The organism is Micromonospora sp. NPDC005979, from assembly GCF_040614415.1.
Classification (GTDB): domain Bacteria; phylum Actinomycetota; class Actinomycetes; order Mycobacteriales; family Micromonosporaceae; genus Micromonospora.
The window spans coordinates 227,217-246,958 of sequence record NZ_JBEXUR010000009.1; the positions used below are offsets into that span (position 1 = coordinate 227,217).

At 72.0% G+C, this 19,742-nt stretch carries 19 protein-coding genes; 7 read left to right on the top strand and 12 right to left on the bottom strand.

What is annotated here, in order from left to right; translation table 11 throughout:
* Positions 1-49: 49 nt before the first annotated feature.
* Positions 50-1,078, bottom strand: coding sequence for a tetratricopeptide repeat protein (locus ABZ272_RS17630; RefSeq protein WP_355050990.1), 1,029 nt, complete (start codon positions 1,076-1,078; stop codon positions 50-52).
* Between the two features lie 10 nt (positions 1,079-1,088).
* Positions 1,089-1,574 (bottom strand): 2-C-methyl-D-erythritol 2,4-cyclodiphosphate synthase, encoded by a 486-nt coding sequence (gene ispF / locus ABZ272_RS17635; RefSeq protein ID WP_355051025.1) that lies wholly within the window; start codon positions 1,572-1,574, stop codon positions 1,089-1,091.
* A gap of 199 nt (positions 1,575-1,773) precedes the next feature.
* Here ispF and ABZ272_RS17640 point away from each other — a divergent pair, with 199 nt between their 5' ends.
* A complete protein-coding gene (locus ABZ272_RS17640) occupies positions 1,774-2,880 on the top strand; it encodes a hypothetical protein (RefSeq protein ID WP_355050991.1) in 1,107 nt (368 codons plus the stop codon).
* Positions 2,881-2,896: 16 nt separating this feature from the next.
* On the opposite strand, the gene ispD is transcribed toward ABZ272_RS17640, so the two are convergent.
* Both ispD and ABZ272_RS17650 read right to left on the bottom strand, forming a co-directional pair.
* A complete protein-coding gene (gene ispD, locus ABZ272_RS17645; protein ID WP_355050992.1) occupies positions 2,897-3,592 on the bottom strand; it encodes a 2-C-methyl-D-erythritol 4-phosphate cytidylyltransferase in 696 nt (231 codons plus the stop codon).
* A 56-nt stretch (positions 3,593-3,648) separates the two neighbouring features.
* Positions 3,649-4,134: a CarD family transcriptional regulator gene (locus ABZ272_RS17650; RefSeq protein WP_007073334.1), complete on the bottom strand. Its 486-nt coding sequence runs from the start codon at positions 4,132-4,134 to the stop codon at positions 3,649-3,651.
* Positions 4,135-4,463: 329 nt separating this feature from the next.
* On the opposite strand from ABZ272_RS17650, the gene ABZ272_RS17655 reads away from it, so the two are divergent.
* Positions 4,464-5,141: a hypothetical protein gene (locus tag ABZ272_RS17655; protein ID WP_355050993.1), complete on the top strand. Its 678-nt coding sequence runs from the start codon at positions 4,464-4,466 to the stop codon at positions 5,139-5,141.
* A 5-nt stretch (positions 5,142-5,146) separates the two neighbouring features.
* Here ABZ272_RS17655 and ABZ272_RS17660 read toward each other — a convergent pair whose 3' ends face one another.
* From ABZ272_RS17660 to ABZ272_RS17675, 4 genes are all read right to left on the bottom strand, one after another.
* The gene (locus ABZ272_RS17660; RefSeq protein ID WP_355050994.1) at positions 5,147-5,788 is read right to left on the bottom strand and encodes a hypothetical protein; all 642 of its coding nucleotides are present in this window, start codon (positions 5,786-5,788) and stop codon (positions 5,147-5,149) included.
* A gap of 31 nt (positions 5,789-5,819) precedes the next feature.
* A complete protein-coding gene (locus ABZ272_RS17665; RefSeq protein ID WP_355050995.1) occupies positions 5,820-6,878 on the bottom strand; it encodes a type III polyketide synthase in 1,059 nt (352 codons plus the stop codon).
* Between the two features lie 85 nt (positions 6,879-6,963).
* Positions 6,964-8,130, bottom strand: coding sequence for an acyl-CoA dehydrogenase family protein (locus ABZ272_RS17670; RefSeq protein ID WP_355050996.1), 1,167 nt, complete (start codon positions 8,128-8,130; stop codon positions 6,964-6,966).
* Positions 8,131-8,171: 41 nt separating this feature from the next.
* On the bottom strand, positions 8,172-8,933 hold the full coding sequence (locus ABZ272_RS17675) for a methyltransferase domain-containing protein (protein WP_355050997.1): 762 nt from the start codon (positions 8,931-8,933) through the stop codon (positions 8,172-8,174).
* 46 nt (positions 8,934-8,979) lie between these two features.
* Here ABZ272_RS17675 and ABZ272_RS17680 point away from each other — a divergent pair, with 46 nt between their 5' ends.
* The 4 genes from ABZ272_RS17680 (at position 8,980) to disA (ending at position 13,608) form a co-directional block, all read left to right on the top strand.
* Complete coding sequence (locus ABZ272_RS17680) at positions 8,980-9,819, top strand: UbiA family prenyltransferase (RefSeq protein ID WP_355051026.1); 840 nt, start codon at positions 8,980-8,982, stop codon at positions 9,817-9,819.
* Between the two features lie 138 nt (positions 9,820-9,957).
* Positions 9,958-10,752: a hypothetical protein gene (locus ABZ272_RS17685; RefSeq protein WP_355050998.1), complete on the top strand. Its 795-nt coding sequence runs from the start codon at positions 9,958-9,960 to the stop codon at positions 10,750-10,752.
* An 85-nt stretch (positions 10,753-10,837) separates the two neighbouring features.
* The gene (radA, locus tag ABZ272_RS17690; RefSeq protein ID WP_355050999.1) at positions 10,838-12,295 is read left to right on the top strand and encodes a DNA repair protein RadA; all 1,458 of its coding nucleotides are present in this window, start codon (positions 10,838-10,840) and stop codon (positions 12,293-12,295) included.
* A 131-nt stretch (positions 12,296-12,426) separates the two neighbouring features.
* Positions 12,427-13,608: a DNA integrity scanning diadenylate cyclase DisA gene (disA, locus tag ABZ272_RS17695; RefSeq protein WP_355051000.1), complete on the top strand. Its 1,182-nt coding sequence runs from the start codon at positions 12,427-12,429 to the stop codon at positions 13,606-13,608.
* Between the two features lie 33 nt (positions 13,609-13,641).
* Here the strand turns inward: disA and ABZ272_RS17700 are convergent, their stop codons facing one another.
* The 3 genes from ABZ272_RS17700 to ABZ272_RS17710 form a co-directional block, all read right to left on the bottom strand.
* Positions 13,642-14,388, bottom strand: coding sequence for a hypothetical protein (locus ABZ272_RS17700; RefSeq protein ID WP_355051001.1), 747 nt, complete (start codon positions 14,386-14,388; stop codon positions 13,642-13,644).
* Between the two features lie 118 nt (positions 14,389-14,506).
* The gene (locus ABZ272_RS17705) at positions 14,507-15,079 is read right to left on the bottom strand and encodes a peptide deformylase (RefSeq protein WP_355051002.1); all 573 of its coding nucleotides are present in this window, start codon (positions 15,077-15,079) and stop codon (positions 14,507-14,509) included.
* Positions 15,076-15,588: an ACT domain-containing protein gene (locus tag ABZ272_RS17710; protein ID WP_355051003.1), complete on the bottom strand. Its 513-nt coding sequence runs from the start codon at positions 15,586-15,588 to the stop codon at positions 15,076-15,078. The genes ABZ272_RS17705 and ABZ272_RS17710 overlap by 4 nt, the downstream gene beginning before the upstream one ends.
* A gap of 96 nt (positions 15,589-15,684) precedes the next feature.
* On the opposite strand from ABZ272_RS17710, the gene ABZ272_RS17715 reads away from it, so the two are divergent.
* A complete protein-coding gene (locus tag ABZ272_RS17715; RefSeq protein ID WP_355051004.1) occupies positions 15,685-16,596 on the top strand; it encodes an A/G-specific adenine glycosylase in 912 nt (303 codons plus the stop codon).
* A gap of 447 nt (positions 16,597-17,043) precedes the next feature.
* Here ABZ272_RS17715 and ABZ272_RS17720 read toward each other — a convergent pair whose 3' ends face one another.
* The gene (locus tag ABZ272_RS17720) at positions 17,044-19,593 is read right to left on the bottom strand and encodes an ATP-dependent Clp protease ATP-binding subunit (RefSeq protein ID WP_179781273.1); all 2,550 of its coding nucleotides are present in this window, start codon (positions 19,591-19,593) and stop codon (positions 17,044-17,046) included.
* Positions 19,594-19,742: the final 149 nt, after the last annotated feature.

Genomic DNA, 19,742 nt, shown 5'->3' on the forward strand with positions numbered 1-19,742 from the left:
GCTTGTTGACCTCTTGGGGTCACGCCTTGGGTTGGGTTGGTTGCTGGGGTCAGCGGAAGGTGGTTCTGGTGAAGGCGGCGAACTCGGCTATCACCGTGGCGACGATGGCGAGCACCAACGGCCACGGCGAGCCGACCACGGCGTACACGAGTAGCAGCAGCGGCGCGGCCGCCACCGCGTAGATCGCCAGGGCCATCGTCCGGTCGGCGTGCAGCATGGTCGGCAGGACGGTCCGGGTGAACCCCGGAAGCCGTGCCGCGAGCTGCCACACCACGACGCCGCCGGTCAGGGCGGCGAGCACCGCCAGGACGCGGGAGAACCCGTCGTTCGCCGACGCCGCGAACGCGACCACCACCGCGGCGACCAGTGACCAGCCCGCGCCGTAGAACACCAGGCGGTGCAGGCCGTACGCGAGTGTCCGTGGGGAGTCGATCCGGCTCGGGCCGAACGTCACCATCTCGGCGATCTGCTCCAGCGCCACCGACCAGCGGCGCTGCTCCAGGCGCAGAACGCCGACGTCGTGCCCGACCTCGGCGAGGCGGGGGTCGAGCCGCAGCGCCTCCCGGTAGGCCCGCTCGGCCAGGTCGAACAGCTCCAGCCGTGCCGCGACCAGGCTGAGCACCAGGTGCGCCGGCGGCTCCTGGGGGGCCAGCTCGACCCCACGCCAGGCCGCGTTCAGCGCCGGCTGGCCGTTGCGCGCGTCGGCCAGGATCGCCGCAGCGCTGCGCTGGGCGTACGCGTCGGCCGGCCCGAGCGCCAGCAGCCGGTCGGCGACGGCGGCCGCGTCGGCGTATTGCCCCAGGTCGGCCAGCGCCATCGCCCGCACGACGAGCGCCGGAGGGGCGTCCGGTGCGGCGGCCACGGCCGAGTCGGCGGCGGCGAGCGCGTCGGCCGGCCGGTCGGCGGCGAGATGCACCCGGGCCAGCATGGTGAGGGCGTCCGGGTCGGCGGGCTTCAGCGCGAGCCCCTCGGTCAACTCGCCGGCCGCCTCGTCGTGGCGGCCCAACTCGGCGAGGAGCTGGGCGCGTTCGAGGTAGCCGTCGGCGGCGAACCGGTCGGGGGCGGGATCGGTGGACATCGCGGCGAGCCTAGGCGGCCGGGGCGTCGTACACCAGAGCCACGGCGACGCCCGCCAGACCTTCCTCACGGCCGGCGAAACCGAGCCCGTCGGTGGTCGCGGCGGAGACGGTCACGGGTGCGCCGACCGCCTCGGAGAGCACCCGCTGAGCCTCTTCCCGTCGGCGGCCGATCTTGGGCCGGTTGCCGATGACCTGCACGGACACGTTGCCGATCGCCAAGCCGGCGGCCCGCACCCGGCGGGCCGTCTCGGCCAGCAGCGCCACGCCGGACGCCCCGGCCCACTCGGGCTGGTCCACCCCGAAGGCGGAGCCGAGGTCACCGAGACCGGCTGCGGAGAGCAGCGCATTGCAGGCGGCGTGGGCGGCGACGTCCGCGTCCGAGTGCCCGGCGAGACCGTCCTGGTCGGGCCAGAGCAGGCCGGCCACCCAGCAGGGTCGGCCGGGCTCGAACGCGTGCACATCGGTGCCGATGGCCACCCGAGGAACGATCATGATCCGAGGTTACGCGTCACCACGGACGGATCGCGCCCCACTCCACGCTCAAGTGGTCTTGACATCCGATTACCGCGGGGGTACGTTCGGGCCGAACGCCCCAGGTTGCCTCTGCCTATTGCATGCTCCTGGGGCTCTAATCTTTTCCGGGACACGTCGTTCAGCCACCGCTCGCGGGCGTGATTCTCCCTATCATTTGACGATGGCGCAGCACCCCTTCCTGCAGACCATGCCCCAGTGGGTCTCCCCCAGCCGCTTCGGCTCCTACCTCGACGCGGCCGGCGGTGACCACAGCAAGGCATGCGAGCTCCACGAGTGGAATGTCGCGTTGTCCGCCGCATCCTTCGAGGCGTTCCATTACGTCGAAGTCGTCGTGCGAAATGCCATCGATACGGCGATGCAGAGGCACTTCGACGAGGCCGAGCGCGGGATTCCCTGGTTCCTGTTGCCGATCAGCGCCACTAAGGCCGTCCAGGACAGCATCGACCAGAGTGTTCTGCAGGTCCGCAACCGGTTGCGCAGCGAGAACAGCAGCAAGGAGAAGCGCGATCAGGTCATCGCCGGCCTGAGCTTCGGGTTCTGGGTCAACCTGCTGGGTCCCAAGCACGAGCAGCTGTGGCGAGAAGCCATCCACAAGGCGTTTCCACACTCCTCCGGCAAGCGGAACGACGTCGTGGCCGCCCTGGAAGGGTTGCGCGTCTTTCGCAACCGCCTGGCTCACCACGACTCGCTACTCGCAGCCGACGTACCATTCCGCCTCACGCAGATGGTCGATGTGCTGGGTTGGGCCGACCCCGACGCGGCCAACTGGCTTGCGAACAACGAGCGGGTCACCCACGTACACGCGGCCCGACCATTACCACGACAGGACACGGTCGTGGTACCGGCTCGGGATGCCTGGGGGCTCTACGAGTCCGTACGCGCCTATGTGTGCCAGGCTGGCCGCGCCTTTCAGCCGGTGGAATACCTGGCCTTCTACTCCCAGCAGCAGATTCACCCGGAAGTGCCGAAAATCTTGTTCCGCGTCGACAATGTTGATTGGTCCGCCGGAGAGATCAACCGGCTACGCGCCACAGGGCAGGCGCGCGACGCACGAGTCGCCGACATCATCGAGGCCAGCCGGAAGCTCGGCTGGACCGACGGGCGTTATCAGGTCTTCGGTTTGACCGAGCCTGGGATGCAAGGCCACCTCACCCTGCGACAGCCGGTTCCCCACCTAGCGAGGGGCAGAGGCAGCGCCTTCACGCAGGGCCAGCGTTATGTCGTGCGCGACAGACTCCGACGGGCCACCACGACGACTGATATCTGAGCCACGGCGTGACGCGTCAGCCGCCGGCGGCGAGCAGGTGCTCCGCCAGTGCCAGGTCGAACGGACGGGTGATCTTCAGCGCGTACTCCGAGCCGGGCACACAGGCCACCGGTACGCCCTGCTTCTCGACCAGGCCGGCGTCGTCGGTGAGCGGATCACCCGCGGCGGCGTGCGCGGCGGCCAGCACGGACCGGCGGAAGCCCTGCGGGGTCTGTACGGCGCGCAGGGCGGACCGGTCGACAGTGCCCAACACCACCTCGTCGGCGCCGACCTCCTTGATGGTGTCGACGACCGGCAGGACCGGGATCACCGCCGCCTGGCCGCCCCGGACCGCGGCGGCGACCGATTCGACCAGCTCCGGTGGGGTCAACGCGCGGGCGGCGTCGTGCACCAGGACGATCGTCGGGCCGGCCGGCACGGCCGCGAGCGCGGCGGCGACGGAGGCCTGTCGTTCGGCGCCACCGGCCACCACGGTCACCGGCGCCACCGGGGCCAGCAGGTCACGGACACCCTCGACGTCTGCCGCGGGTGCGGCGACCACGATCGTGTGGACCGACGGTGCGGCGGCGAGCCGGCGCACGGCGTGCACCAGCAGTGGTTCGCCGGCGAGCAGGCGCAGCGCCTTGGGTCGGCCAGGACCGAGACGTACACCGGCACCGGCCGCAGGCACGAGGACCGCGACGTCACCGCGCGGGTTGAGCTGCGCGGTCACGTCGCGGTCCTCGGTGGTTTCTTCGCTACGAAGTGGGTACGACGATGCTGTGCGGACTAGGCCTCGGTGAGGACCTTGTCGAGCAGCGTCTCCGCCTCGTCCTTGGTGCTCTTCTCAGCCAGCGCGACCTCGCCGACGAGAATGTCGCGGGCCTTGGCCAGCATCCGCTTCTCGCCTGCGGAGAGGCCCCGCTCCCGCTCCCGGCGCCACAGGTCACGCACGACCTCGGCGACCTTCAGCGGGTTGCCGGAGGCCAGCTTTTCCAGGTTGGCCTTGTAACGCCGCGACCAGTTGGTCGGCTCCTCGGTGTGCGGAGCCCGGAGAACGTCGAAGACCTTACCGAGGCCCTCTTCGCCGACCACCTCGCGAACGCCCACGATCTCGGCGTTCTCAGCCGGCACCCGGACCGTCAGGTCACCCTGCGCGACCCTCAGGACGAGATATTGCTTAGGCTCGCCCTTGATGACCCGAGTCTCGATTGCCTCGATGAGTGCGGCCCCGTGGTGGGGGTAAACAACGGTCTCGCCGACACTGAAAACCATAGGTTCGAAACCCCTTTCGCTGTGTCTAGGGTAACACGCTCAGGCAACGATGTCTCACCGATGTCCTGACCGTTGGCGCAGCTCAGGGGCCCTGTGAGAGGTCTTTCTTCAGCTTGACAGGCGGTCAAACCGATGGTTCAAACACGCTCCGTGACGATCGGATGACTTCCCGATACGAGTGAACAGAACGTCGAGATCAAGGGCTATGCGCTCCTCCCATGGTATCCCGGCGTGCGGGACCGCGCCCAGATGTAGCGGGAGGTGCCCCCGGTGCGGGACCCTGGAGTCCGAGCCACACTCCGCTCTCGAGACGCTTCCTGGGGGGTCCGATGGGCAAGCCGGACGCAGAGGGCCACGGGCCATCCGACGGCCTGCCCGACCTACCACCCGAGTGGGGCCGCATCGTCGTCCCCGATGACGCCTCCGCCCTCGCCAGCGAGGCCGCCCAGGTGCGTCGTGAGCTGCGCCGGGCCACCGGCCGGTACGCCGGACGCCGGGCACTCGCCCTGCCGCTGCTCGTCCTGGTGGTGGCGGTGCTCACCACCTTGACCGGCCTGCTCGCCGTGACCTGGCCCCGCGCCGGCCGGAGCACCGACCGGGCCGCTCCGGCGCCCTCCCCACCACCCGTGTCGCTCACCGGTCGGGCGCTGCCCGCGCTGGACCTGGTCGACGCCGGGCAGTCGCCCGTTCCGCTCCGCGGCCTGTTACCCGCCATGATCATCCTCGTGGACGACTGCGGCTGCCCCGACGTCGTCACCGAGGCCGTGGGGGCGGCGCCCGACGGCGTCACGATCGTCACCGTGACCGAAGGCCGAGCCGTCTCGACCGCACCGCCGGTCGACGGCGTCCGTGCGCTGGCCGACCCCGCTGGCGGTCTGCGCTCGTTCCTGGGCCCGGGCGCCGCCAACGCGCTGCTGGTCGACCGCGCCGGCGTGGTGACCCGGGTGCTGCCCGGCGTCGGGCCGGTCGACGCGTACCAGGACGACCTGACCGCCCTGGCGCGCTGAGCGGCCTACGACGGGGGCAGCTCGACGAGTTGCGCCTCGACGTCGATGGGCTGGTCGCCGACGGCCGACAGCGACACCCGGAACGGCCCGCCGCCGGGCAGCAGCCGGGCGGACGCGAGCGTGCCGTCACAGTCGATCCGTGCCGGACCGGCGAGTCTGGCCCCGGTGCTCGTCACCGCCAGCGTGCCCGGTCGGGTGCACCGGTACTGGAGCAGGAAGCGGGAACCATCGTCGGACGCCTGCCGGGTCCGCTCCTCGCCGGGCGCCAACTCCCGCTGCTCCCGCCAGATCGTGCTGCGGAACGAGGGCAGGTCGCTCCCGGGGACGAGAACCCCCACATCGGCACCGAGGTCGGTGGCCTCACCCGTCTCCGGGTCGATGACGACCCGCCGATCGCCGTCCATCCGGACGACCTCGCCCCGCTGCGAATCGACCCGCATCGTCACCCGTGACTCGGGCTCAAGACGGGCCAGGACACGTTCCAACTCGGTGCTGACGCTGGGCGCGACCACCGGCGGGCGTACCGATCCGGCCACCGGAACTGGCGCGGCGGCACGCCACCACCAGCCGCCAACCGCCAGCGCGCCCAGGGCGACACCGACCAGCACCGCCGACCGCAGCCGGTCGTGATCCGCCCCCGCATCCATGAAACGAGCGTACCGGTCGGATCGCTGGCGTTCACTCCTGTCGATCGAGCAGGACGGCGTACAGCGTGAGGCCCGGACCGAACGCCAGCATGACCACCCGCCGAGGCGGCGGCGTGGAACGACCCAACCGGTCCAGGATCAGCAGAACTGTCGGCGAGGAGCAGTTGCCGTGCTCGTCCAGCGTCGCCCGGGACGCCGCCAACGCCTCCGGCGGCAGAGCCAATTCCCGCTCGACCACGTTGAGGATCCGTGGCCCGCCCGGGTGCACGGCCCAACCGTCCACGTCGGAGACGGTGCCGCCGTGCCGGGCCAGCAGGTCGTCGACCAGGCCGCGTACGTGCCGGGAGAGGACCTGCGGCACCTTCGACGACAGCCCCATCCGGAAGCCCGCGTCGGTGACATCCCAGGTCATGTGGTCGGCCGTCGAGGTGTCGGTGACCGAGGCGACCTCGCGCAACGCGTACCCCCGGCCGCCGGGCACCACCACGGCGGCGACGGCGGCGTCCGAGAAGAGCGCGTGCGAGATGATCTGCTGGGTGTCGACCCGGGCCGTGGACGGCTGGATGTGCAGGCTGGTCAGCTCCGCGCAGAGCAGCAACGCCGGCCGGCCCCGGGCGGTGACGAAGTCACTCGCCGCGCCCAGCCCCGGTAGCGCCGCGTAGCAGCCCATGTGGCCGACGAACATGCGCTGGGTGTCCGCCGCCATGCCCAGGTCACGGGCGAGCAGGATGTCCAGCCCCGGGGTGGCGTACCCGGTGCAGGAGCAGACGATGAACATGCCGACGTCGCCGGCGTCCAGACCGGCGGCGGTCAGCGCGCGCCCCACCGCCTCCTTGCCCAGCGGCAGCGCCTCCACCTGGTAGCGACGCATCCGGCGCTCGGTCGGCCAGTCCGAGACGTCCTCGAGCAACGGGTTGACCGCGGCCTGCCGTCGGGTCACCCCCGAGTTCGCGAAGATCCGTTCGGCCAACGCCCGGGTGCTGCCGGAGAAGTGCCGGGAGAAGAAGCCCTCCCACAGCTCGTCCTGCGAAGCGGACGGCGGCTGCGCTGTCCCGAGCCCCGCGATCACTGGTACGGACACGATCCCCACCTCTCGTCAAACGCTGTCCTCCCCCTGGCCGTCCTGCCGGCCACCTCGGCCGGCCGCACCCTCGTACGTCTCCCGCGACACCCGCTCACCAACGCGGTGCCGATCCGTCGCGGTCCGGGTCCCCGCCCAACGCGGCGATGCCCAGCCAGTCGGCGCAGACGTCCGACGTGGCCGGGTGCAGTGAGCCGCAACGGGCATCCCGGTAGAGCCGCTCCAACGGATGGCCACGTCGGGTCGCCGACGTGCCGGCCGCCTCCAGCATCGACGCCGCCACCTCGGCAGCCGTCGTCCCGGCCAGCAGCTTCGCCCGCCACACCCAGCGGTTGGTCTCCGCGTCACCAGGCGCGTCATCCACCCGGCGGGCCGCCTCGGCCACCGCCAGCTCGGCAGCGGCAGTCGCCGCGTCCGCCCGGCCCAGCCGCGAGCGCACCGCCGGCAGGCCGGCCAGGTTGCGGGCGTTGAGGTGCTCGGCCGCCGCGTCGATGGCGGCCCGCGCCACCCCCACGTAGACGGCCGCGTAGCTGGCCACCAGCCAGTGCGGCATGAGCTGGGCGATCACGAGCGCCAACCCCTCCACCCCACCGAGCAGCCGGTCGCCCGGCACGGTGACGTCCAGATGCAGGTCGTGCGACGAGGTGCCCCGCATGCCGAGGGCGTCCCAGGTCGGCTCGACGCTCAAACCCTCGCCGGCCGGCACCAGGAACTGCGACACCGTCGACTGGTCGGTGGCGCTGCGCGCGGCCACCAGGTAGCCGTCGGCGTGCCCGGCCCCGGAGCAGAAGGTCTTACTGCCCTTGAGGTGCCAACCGTCGTCGGTCGGCTCGTAGACCGTGCTCAACTGCGAGAGGCGCGCGCCGGTGCCCCGCTCGCTCATCGCGACGCCGTACCAGGCGCCCTGGGCAGCGGCGGTGAGCAGCCGGTCCCGGGCGGCCAGCGCCTCGTCGGAAACGCCCAGAGCCTCGGCCAACTCCTCGGTGACCGCGCCCAGCGCGCCGGTCACCGAGGCGTGCATGTTGAACACCAGCGCCGTCGCGCCGTTGCCCCGGGCCAGCTCGGTGGCGACCGCCGTGTACTCCGCGAAGCTCGCGCCCAGGCCACCGAGCGCGCGCGGGACCATCAACCCGAAGAGGCCGGCCTCCCGCAGGTCACGGAAGTCCTCGGCCGGGAAGGAGCCGTCCCGGTCGTGCTCCGCCGCCCGCGCGGCGAACCGCGGCGTCAATCGGCGGGCCGCCTCAAGCGCGTGCACCGTCATATCGCTCCCTCCTCGGCGTCCCATACCCCGCCACGAGCCGACTATCCTCTGCGGACCCCCTGGCCCTGGTAGAGCACGGCGGTGGACCGGGTCGGCACGATGCGCGGGGCACGACCGGTCGACGGCACACCCGGCGTCCGTGCCGCGCGGGCCCGCCGCACCAGCCAGGCGAGCAGCCCTGCGACCTGTGGTCGGATCCCGCGCAGGCGCAGCTCGACACCGTGCCGGGCGCACTCGGCCACCAGCGCCCGCGCGTCCACGAACAACCGTGGATCGTGGATGCCACGCGGCACCGTCGGCAGCCGCTCGGCGATCCGCACCGCGACCAGCCGGGCCAGCGCCGTGTCATTCAGCGTGTCCAGCACGAGCAGGCCGCCCGGGCGCAGCAGACGGCACGCCTCGGCCACCGCGCGCGGCCAGTCCGGCACGTGTTCCAGCAACTCACCGGCGGAGACCACGTCGGCGCACCCGTCCGGCAGCGGCACCGCCGTGGCGTCACCCTGCACCACCCGTACGCCGTGCCCGGCGGCCTGGACCAGCGCCGAACGGGTCAGGTCCACCCCCACGTGCCGGTAGCCCTTGCCGGCCAGGTGCGGCGCGAGCAGACCGGCGCCGCAGCCCAGATCGACCAGGACCGCGCCCGGACTCCTCGCCGGCGGTACGAGCGCCGCGCGGGCCTCGGCCAGCCAGTGCAGCATCGCGAACGCGCCATCCGGCCGCCACCACTCACCGGCCAGGTCGTCGTACTGGCGCGGATCGTTGCGCAGCAGCACCCGCTGAGCGGTCGACGCCACGTCTCGCATGGCTCCGAGCGTGGCACGACTGCTCGGTAACGACCAGACTTCCCTTATGTCGTCGAGGGTGTTAGGGCTGGTCAGGGCGAGCCATCCGGAACCGGCCGCCGCGGTGACCACAGTGTCCGGTCTGCTGGCCTGGGGAGTGGGGCACCGGCCCTGGGGAATCGTCTCCGTGGTGCTCGCGGTACTCGCCAGCCAACTCGCCGTCGGCTGGACCAACGACGCGTTGGACGCCGAGCGGGACGCCACGGTGGGGCGTACCGACAAGCCGGTCGCCGCCGGCGCGGTGGGCCGGCGCGTCACGGCCTGGGCCGCCACGGCCGCCGCGCTGGCCTGCCCGCTGCTGGCGCTGACCACGAACCCCCGGGCGGCCCTCTGGCTCACGGTCGCCTTGGTCTCCGCGCTGCTCTACGACTGGCCGCTCAAGGCCACCGTCCTCTCGGTCCTGCCGTACGCCGTCTCCTTCGGCGCGCTGCCCGGCTTCGTGGTGCTGGCGCTACCCGGCGAACCGACCCCGCCGCTCTGGCTGCTGACGGCGGCGGCCTGCCTCGGTGCCGGCGCGCACTTCGCCAACGTGCTGCCCGACCTCGCCGACGACGCCCGCACGGGCGTACGCGGCCTGCCGCACCGCCTCGGCGCGGCGGGCAGCCGGGCGGCAGCGGCCGGACTGCTCCTCGCCGCGACCGCCGTCCTGGTCCTGGGACCGCCCGGACCGCCGTCGGTCCTCGGGCTCGCGGCGGTCGGCACGGCCGCCGTCGCGCCGCCACTGAGTTGGTACGCCGGGCGCTCGGCGGCCCGGGCGGGCCGGCGGCCGGTGGCCGCCTTCCGGGCGGTGATGCTGGTGGCCCTCATCGACGTCGTGCTGCTGGTGGCGAGCGGTCGGGTGGTGTGACAGCACCCGGCGGGGTGGCATTGCCGGGTCCCCGTGCGGGCCTCGATCAGCTCCAACTACCCTGGAGCGCGGTCTGCGCGGGTATGGCCACCTCCCCCGGCGTGCGCCCGGGTGGGGATCGTAACGAGGAGGACCGACGTGACGCGCTCGATCAACCGATCCCGGCGGGCGGCTCTGCTGCTGTCCGGAATCGCGGCGGCCACCAGCCTGCTCGCGTCCGGATGCGGCGCCGGCCAGATCGCCGAGACGGCGTTGAAGGAGCCGTCGGTCCAGGGCGTCAACCTCACGACCCCGAACGGCGCCTACTCGGTGCGTGGCCTGCTGGTCACCTACCCCGGCACAGAGGGGTACCGGGCCGGCCAGGACGCGCCGCTCAACGCGGTGATCTACAACGACTCGAAGAGCCCCGTGACGGTCACCATCACCACCCAGAGCGCCCGCGAGGTGCTGATCTCGGGTGGCTCGGCCAGCCCGACGCCGTCCGCCTCGGAGTCGGCCTCGGCCACCCCGTCGGGTTCGGCCAGCCCGTCGGGTTCGGCCAGCCCGTCGACCAGTGAGTCCGGTTCGGCCAGCCCGTCGGCGACCCCGTCCGAGACCGGCTCGTCGTCGGCGACCCCGTCCGCACCGGAGTCGGCGCGGGCATCGGGCTCCGCCAGCGCGGCCGCGCCGGGTCAGCCCGCTCGCATCGAACTGGCTCCGCTGAGCTACCTCCAGCTCAACTCGGAGGCCACCTCGCAGCTTCGGCTCGTCGGCCTGACCGAGGCGCTGCGTTCCGGTCAGAACGTCGTCGTGACCTTCGACTTCGGCAACGGCAACACGGTCACCGGCCCCGCACCGATCGCGGTGCCGCTCACCCCGGCGGCCCCCGCCTCGCCGATCATCGAGCGTGAGGGCGGCTACGAGGGCAACGAGGGCGGCACCACCCACGAGTGACCCCGATCCTCGAGTACCGGACACCCCGGCGTGGGAACCACCACGCCGGGGTGTTTTCGTCGTACGAGGGGGCTAGCGTCCTGATGTGACCACCTCCCGATCGACCTCCGGCCGTGGCGGCGCGGCCGGTGCGCCCCGCGCCCGGTCCGCCACCCGCGAACCGCGCCCGGCGTACGAGTGCGACGCCTGCGGGCACCAGCCGCCCAAGTGGGTGGGGCGCTGCCCGGAGTGCGGCGAGTGGGGCTCGGTGGTCGAGTCGACGGTGACCGGGCCGACCGTCTCCGGTCGGGTGGTCAGCTCACGGCTGCCGGCCGAGCCGGCCCGGCCGATCGCCACCATCAGCGCGGCTCCGGCCCGCGCCCGGCCGACCGGGGTGAGCGAGCTGGACCGGGTGCTCGGCGGCGGCCTGGTGCCCGGGGCGGTCGTGCTGCTCGCCGGCGAGCCCGGCGTGGGCAAGTCGACCCTCCTACTCGACGTGGCGCAGCAGTGGGCGGTGGGCGCCGGCAGCCCGTCCCTGGTGGTCAGCGGGGAAGAGTCGGTCAGTCAGGTCCGGCTGCGCGCCGAGCGGATGGGCACCCTGCACGATCAGCTCTACCTGGCGGCCGAGAGCGACCTGGCGTCGGTGCTCGGGCACCTCGACGCGGTCAAGCCGGGCCTGCTGGTGCTCGACTCGGTGCAGACCATCTCGACCACCGGCACCGAGGGTGTGCCGGGCGGCGTGACCCAGGTCCGCGCGGTCACCGCCGCACTGGTCTCGGTCGCCAAGGAGCGGGGCATCGCGACCGTGCTGGTCGGGCACGTCACCAAGGACGGCCAGGTGGCCGGGCCGCGCGTGCTGGAGCACCTGGTCGACGTGGTGCTGCACTTCGAGGGCGACAAGCACTCCTCCCTACGGCTCGTGCGCGGCGTCAAGAACCGGTTCGGGGCGGCCGACGAGGTGGGCTGCTTCGAGATGCACGAGGGCGGCATCAGCAGCCTGGCCGACCCGTCCGGGCTGTTCCTCACCCGCTACTCCGAACCGGTGCCCGGCACCTGCGTAACCGTGGCGATGGAGGGGCGGCGGGCCCTGGTCACGGAAGTGCAAGCCCTGATCGGCGCGACGGTGGCCGGCTCTCCCCGCCGTACCGTCTCGGGCCTCGACTCGGCCCGCCTGGCCATGGTGCTCGCGGTCCTGCAACGGCGTACGGAGCGGTTGACCCTGCACGACCGGGAGGTGTTCGCGGCCACCGTCGGCGGCATCCGGGTGGTGGAGCCGGCAGCCGACCTGGCCGTCGCGCTGGCGGTCGCCTCCGGCGGGCTCAACCTGGCGATCGCGCCGCATCTCGTGGCGATCGGCGAGGTGGGGTTGACCGGCGAGGTGCGCCGGGTCGGTGCGGTGCCGCGCCGGCTGGCGGAGGCCGCTCGCCTGGGGTTCAAGGTGGCGCTGGTTCCGCCGGGTTGTGGCCCGGCGAGCACCGGCGCGGGGCCGGATCAGATGCGGGTGACCGAGGTCACTGACGTGCGCTCAGCCCTGCACCATGCGGCCCGCGCGTCCGCCGAGTGACTCAGCGTGCCGACGCCAACGGCGATAACGGACAGCATCGCCGCAAGTGGAAACGGTTCGAAGGGCGGCATCGTGACACATCACAGTAACCACGACAGCACCCACCGCACGGCAGTCCGTAGACTGTGCCCGTGCCGATCGACCGCGATACCACCAAGCCTGCCGGAGCGCCGCCCCAGGCCCGCACCGGCACCGTGGGCTCGCCGGCCCGCCCGATCAGCGTGAGCGTGACCGCCGCTGCCGGGGGTGCCGGCGATCCGCTGCGGGCGAATCTCGCCCTGATGGCACCCGGCACCGCGCTGCGCGACGGGTTGGAACGCATCCTGCGGGGTCGCACCGGCGCGCTCATCGTGCTCGGCTACGACAAGGTCGTCGAGGGTCTCTGCACCGGCGGCTTCCCGCTGGACGTCGAGTTCTCCGCGACCCGGGTCCGCGAGCTGTGCAAGATGGACGGCGCCGTGGTGCTGTCCAGTGACGGCACCCGCATCGTCCGGGCGGCCGTGCACCTGATGCCCGACCCGTCCATCCCGACGGAGGAATCGGGCACCCGGCACCGCACCGCCGAACGGGTCGCCCGGCAGACCGGCTACCCGGTGATCTCGGTCAGCCAGTCGATGCGGATCATCAGCCTCTACGTCAATGGTCAGCGGCACGTCCTCGACGACTCGGCCGCGATCCTCTCCCGGGCCAACCAGGCGCTGGCCACCCTCGAGCGCTACAAGCTGCGGCTGGACGAGGTCTCCGGCACGCTCTCGGCGCTCGAGATCGAAGACCTGGTCACGGTGCGGGACGCGGTGGCGGTGGTGCAGCGGCTGGAGATGGTCCGCCGGATCGCCGACGAGATCGCCGGTTACGTCGTCGAGCTGGGCACCGACGGTCGACTGCTCGCTCTGCAGCTCGACGAACTGATGGCCGGCGTCGACGCCGACCGCACGCTCGTCATCCGGGACTACCTGCCCGTCGGCCGTAAGTCCCGCACCCTGGACGAGGCGCTGGTGGAGCTGGATCTGCTGGGCGCCACCGAGCTGATCGACCTGGTGTCGGTCGCCAAGGCGATCGGCTACCCGGCCGCCTCGGACGCGCTGGACGCCGCCGTCAGCCCGCGCGGCTTCCGGCTGCTGGCCAAGGTTCCGCGCCTGCCGGTGGCCGTGGTCGACCGCCTGGTGCTGCACTTCGGCAGCCTGCAACGGCTGCTGGGGGCGACCGTGGAGGACCTGCAGGCCGTCGAGGGCGTGGGCGACGCCCGCGCCCGGGGCGTCCGCGAGGGCCTGTCCCGGCTCGCCGAGGCATCCATCCTCGAGCGGTACGTCTGATCCGCCGCCGATCCGGCTGGCCGGAGTGCCGACTCAGCCGGTGATCGTGATCTTCGCGGGCTCGCTGTACTTGGTGCCGACCCGGGCGAACACCTGGTACGTCCCCGCGGGCGCGAACGGCCCCGCGGCCAGACCCGCGCCGTCGCACCGGCTGGTGTCCCGTCCGTTCCAGCCCACCTGGTAGGAGCGCTCGAACCCGGGCGTGAACGACTGCACATCCGAGCCCTGGACCTTGCCGCAGGTGTCGGACGACCACACCTTCTCGGCGCCCGCCTTGATGAAGATCTCCTGGAGGTCGGCGCCGACGTTACGGCTGCACGTCCGGTTCGAGGTGTTCTTGATCTTCAGTTGGAGGTCGACCACCGCGCCGCGCTGTGCCGAACTGGGCCGTGCCGCCGACGTCACGCTGATCTCCGCGTCGGTGCAGGTGCCGTCGTCGACCGATCCCGCAGCCGAGTCCGGCGGTGGGTCGTTGGTGGTGGCTCCGGGGCCGGGGTCCGTGGCGTTCGTGGCATCCGGATCGGCGGATCGCTCCGTGGCACTGGGCACCGCCGACCCGGACGCCGACGGAGCCCCCGACTGCGGGGTCAGCACCGGCCCCACCGCTCCCGGGCTCGACGTCGGAGTCGGCGTCGAGCCGGCCCGTGGGTGACCGCCGGAGCGACCCGAGCCGGTGCAGGAATAGAGCACGACAATCAGGAAGAGCAGCACCGCTCCGAATACGACGGCGCGACGCCGCCAGTACACGGCGGGTGGCAGGGGGCCGACCGTCAGACGCATGATGCCCCCCACCGTAGTCGCGCCGCACCCACCGGCGGGTCACGACGCGCCGGAGCGTCAGCGGGGCGGCGCGAACAACCTCCACTAAGGACGGACGGAACGGCGGCCGGCCACTCGCTCAGAGGTACACCTTGCGCTGGTAGACGGCGTGCGCGCCGGCCACTCGGTCCAGAAAGAGCAGCCCCGCACAGTGGTCGATCTCATGCTGCAACGCCCGCGCCTCGAAGCCGTCCGTCACCAGTCGGACCGTCGCCCCCGTGCCGGGCAGGTCACCCTCCACGACGAGCCGACTCGCCCGCTTCACGTCCCCGGTCAGGTCCGGCACGGACATGCAGCCCTCCCGACCCGGCTTCCATCGGGTCGCCTCGACCACCCGGGCGTTACACAGCACGAAGGTGCCGTGCACGGTGACCGCCTTCGGGTGGCCCGTCACGTCGACGGCGAAGACCCGGACGCCCACGCCGACCTGCGGCGCCGCCAGGCCCACGCAGCCCGGCGAGACCCGCATCGTGGCCACCAGGTCGGCGGCCAACCGGATGATCTCCTCGGCGGTGGGATCGACGTTGCCTCCGGCCCGGCTCAGCACCGGGTGCGGGGCCGACACGACGGCCCGCACCTCACCCGCCACCGCCAGCGACTCCGGCGTCCAATCCCCCAGACCGGCGTACGCCTCGCCCTGCCCGTCGCTCACAGCAGATCCGGGTCTGCCGGCCGGAGGGTGACCTCGACCCCCACCTCGGCGGCCGTCCGGTGCAGCCGTTCGGTCAGCGCCTCGACGACCCCCGCCGGCAGCTCGACCTCGGCCAACACCACGTAGAGCGAACCGGCCAGCCGGGTGCTCAGGTCGGTGACGTTGCCACCGGCGTCCACCAGTACCCGGGTCATCGCGGCCACGATGCCCATCCGGTCCGACCCGTGCACCGCCAGCACGTACGGCTCGCCGGCCGGCGCCACCTCACCGTCGGGCGTCACCGCGCGTACGGTCGCCAGAAGTTGCCCCTCGGCGGCCAGCGGCGCCAACGCCTCCTCCACCTCGGCGGCGGCCGGGCCGGTGCAGATGAGGGTCATCGCGAAATGCCCCCGCAGCCGGGTCATCGTGCTGTCGGTGAGGTTCGCGCCCAGCCGGGCCAGCACCTCGGCGACGTCGGCCACGATGCCCGGCCGGTCCCGGCCGATGACGGTGATCGCGAGCTCGTTCATTCGCGCATTCTGCCCGATCCGCCCACCAGCACAGCGGCACCCTCTCGGAGCCGCCCAACCAGCGGGACCGGACCGCGTGACATCATCGACGACGCCATGACTCAACCCGATTTCGCCGCACTCGTCAGCCGATGGTTCCAGCAGCACGCCCGTGACCTGCCGTGGCGGGAGCCCGACGTGACCCCGTGGGCCATTCTGGTCAGCGAGGTCATGCTCCAGCAGACGCCCGTGGTCCGGGTGGTGCCGGCCTGGCACGCCTGGCTGGCCCGCTGGCCCGACCCGGCGGCGCTGGCGGCGGACACCCCGGCCGAGGCGATCCGCATGTGGGGGCGACTCGGCTATCCGCGCCGCGCGGTCCGGCTGCGGGAGTGCGCGGTGGCCATCGTGGACCGGCACGGAGGCCAGGTGCCCGACCGGCTGGAACAGCTACTGGCGCTGCCCGGTGTGGGCACGTACACGGCACGCGCGGTGGCCGCGTTCGCGTTCGGGCAGCGACACCCGGTGGTCGACACCAACGTCCGACGGGTGGTCTGTCGAGCCGTGGCCGGTGAACCCGACGCCGGCCCGGTAACCCGCCCGGCCGACCTGGTCGCCACCGAGGAGCTGCTGCCCCCGGCGCCGGCCGCCGCCGCACTGGCCAGCGCCGCCTTCATGGAGCTGGGCGCGGTGCTCTGCACGGCCCGCGCACCGCGCTGCACGGCCTGCCCGGTCGAGTCGGTCTGCGCCTGGCGGGCCTCCGGGCAGGAGCCACCGACCGGCCCCACCCGCCGCCCCCAGCGGTACGCGGGCACCGACCGACAGGTACGCGGACTGCTGCTCGGGGTGCTGCGGGAGACCACCGGGCCGGTCCCGCACCAGCGCCTCGACCAGGTGTGGACCGACGACGTGCAGCGCGCCCGCGCACTGGCCGGCCTGGTGCAGGACGGACTCGTGGAGCCGGTCGGCGCCGACTCGTTCCGGCTCGCCGGCGACGGCCCGTCGACCCCCACCGCCAACCTGACCACCTGACCAACCCGCCCCCGCCCTCGGCCTCCACCGGCAGTCGCCCTCGGGGGCGGGCGCGGTGCACCACCCTCCTGCGGTCCTTTGCTCTGCTTCAGCGGAGGCAACACTCGTGGCGGCTGGGTGTTGCCTCCGCTGAAGCAGAGCAAAGGTGGTGGTGTGGGTGGGCCGGCCGCCCTCGGCCGCACGCCGGACGCCGGACGCCGGACGCCGGACGACTGGGCGTACCTCCCCGGCGATGAGCGGTGGTCGCGACTTCCGTACCCCGGCGCCCGGCGCGCACGGGCTCGCCCGGCGCGGTGTTGAGCGCGGCACCTCGGGCGCGGTGTTGAGCGCGGCACCTCGGGCGCGGTGTTGAGCGCGGCGTCGAGTTGAGGGCGGTGCGCAGAAAGGGGCGGGGCCCCAGTGGCTTACGCCGCCGGAGCCCCGCCCCCTGTGCTGCTGTCCTGCTGGTTATGCCACCTCGTCCGTCGCCGCTGCCGCGGTGCCGGCGGCGGTGCCCCCGAGGTCGGCCGGAACGGCGTCCGGAACCTCGACCGGCTTCTCCGCACCCCGGAAGACGAGCTTGGACTTGTCGATGTCGTTCGGGTCGCCCTCGCAGTCCACCACCACGATCTGACCGGGGGTCAGCTCGTTGAACAGGATCCGCTCGGAGAGGTTGTCCTCGATGTCGCGCTGGATCGTGCGACGAAGCGGACGGGCACCGAGCACCGGGTCGAAGCCCTTCGCCGCCAGGTACTTCTTGGCGTTGTCGGTCAGCTCCAGACCCATGTCCTTGTTCCGCAGCTGGCCCTCGATCCGCTGGATCATGATGTCCACGATCGAGAGGATCTCGGTCTGGCGCAGCTGGTGGAAGACGATGGTGTCGTCGATCCGGTTGAGGAACTCAGGCCGGAAGTGCTGCTTGAGCTCGTCGTTGACCTTCTGCTTCATCCGGTCGTAGTTGGACTCGGAGTCCTCCGACTGCTGGAAGCCCAGCGACACCGCCTTGGCGACGTCACGGGTGCCCAGGTTGGTGGTCAGGATGATGACCGTGTTCTTGAAGTCCACGATCCGACCCTGACCGTCGGTGAGCCGACCGTCTTCGAGGATCTGCAGGAGCGTGTTGAACACGTCCGGGTGAGCCTTCTCGATCTCGTCGAACAGGACCACCGAGAACGGCCGACGCCGCACCTTCTCGGTCAGCTGCCCGCCCTCGTCGTAGCCGACGTAGCCGGGAGGGGCACCCACGAGCCGGGAGACCGTGTAACGGTCGTGGAACTCGGACATGTCCAGCTGGATGAGGGCGTCCTCGCTGCCGAAGAGGAACTCGGCGAGCGCCTTGGACAGCTCGGTCTTACCGACACCGGACGGGCCGGCGAAGATGAACGAGCCGGACGGGCGCTTCGGGTCCTTCAGGCCGGCCCGGGTACGCCGGATCGCCTTCGAGACCGCCTTGACCGCATCCTCCTGGCCGATGACGCGCTTGTGCAGCTCGTCCTCCATGCGCAGCAGGCGCGAGGTCTCCTCCTCGGTCAGCTTGTAGACCGGGATGCCGGTCCAGTTGCCGAGCACCTCGGCGATCTGCTCGTCGTCGACCTCGCTGACGACGTCCAGGTCACCGGCCTTCCACTCCTTCTCCCGCTGCGCCTTCTGACCGAGGAGCTGCTTCTCCTTGTCGCGCAGCTGGGCGGCGCGCTCGAAGTCCTGCGCGTCGATCGCGGACTCCTTGTCGCGGCGCACCTGGGCGATGCGCTCGTCGAAGTCACGCAGGTCTGGCGGCGCGGTCATCCGGCGGATGCGCATCCGGGCGCCGGCCTCGTCGATCAGGTCGATCGCCTTGTCCGGAAGGAAGCGGTCCGAGATGTAACGGTCGGCCAGCGTCGCGGCGGCCACGAGGGCGGCGTCGGTGATGCTGACGCGGTGGTGCGCCTCGTAACGGTCCCGCAGGCCCTTGAGGATCTCGATGGTGTGCGCCAGCGACGGCTCACCCACCTGGATCGGCTGGAAGCGGCGCTCGAGAGCGGCGTCCTTCTCCAGGTGCTTGCGGTACTCGTCGAGCGTGGTGGCGCCGATGGTCTGCAGCTCACCACGGGCCAGCATCGGCTTGAGAATGCTGGCGGCGTCGATCGCACCCTCGGCGGCACCCGCACCCACCAGGGTGTGGATCTCATCGATGAACAGGATGATGTCGCCGCGCGTGCGGATCTCCTTGAGCACCTTCTTGAGGCGCTCCTCGAAGTCACCGCGGTAGCGGGAACCAGCGACCAGCGCACCCAGGTCGAGCGTGTAGAGCTGCTTGTCCTTCAGAGTCTCGGGCACCTCGCCCTTGATGATCTTCTGGGAAAGCCCCTCCACCACGGCGGTCTTACCGACGCCGGGCTCACCGATCAGGACCGGGTTGTTCTTGGTACGGCGGGAGAGCACCTGCATGACCCGCTCGATTTCCTTCTCGCGCCCGATGACCGGGTCGAGCTTGCCCTCGCGGGCGGCCTGGGTCAGGTTGCGGCCGAACTGGTCCAGCACGAGGCTGGTCGACGGCGCGGCCTCACCCGGCGCGGCACCCGCCGCGGCGGGCTCCTTGCCCTGGTAGCCGGAGAGGAGCTGGATCACCTGCTGGCGGACCCGGTTGAGGTCGGCGCCGAGCTTGACCAGCACCTGGGCGGCGACGCCCTCGCCCTCACGGATCAGCCCGAGCAGGATGTGCTCGGTGCCGATGTAGTTGTGGCCGAGCTGCAGCGCCTCGCGCAGCGACAGCTCCAGCACCTTCTTGGCTCGCGGCGTGAACGGGATGTGCCCGCTCGGCGCCTGCTGGCCCTGGCCGATGATCTCCTCGACCTGCTGGCGGACGCCCTCTAGGGAGATGCCGAGGCTCTCCAGGGCCTTTGCCGCGACGCCTTCACCTTCGTGGATCAGGCCCAGCAGGATGTGTTCCGTACCGATGTAGTTGTGGTTGAGCATCCGGGCCTCTTCTTGGGCCAGGACGACAACCCGTCGCGCTCGGTCGGTGAACCGCTCGAACATGCCCTCGTGCTCCTCACGTGCCGTGCGCCTTGATGGTCAAGATCTTGGCGGGGCCGGTGCACGAACGTCCGGGACGGGCGTCCGTGCCTCCTTACTCTATCGTCGCTGACCGACTCAGCTGAGGTCGTGTCTCTCCGGTCCGGGTCGGT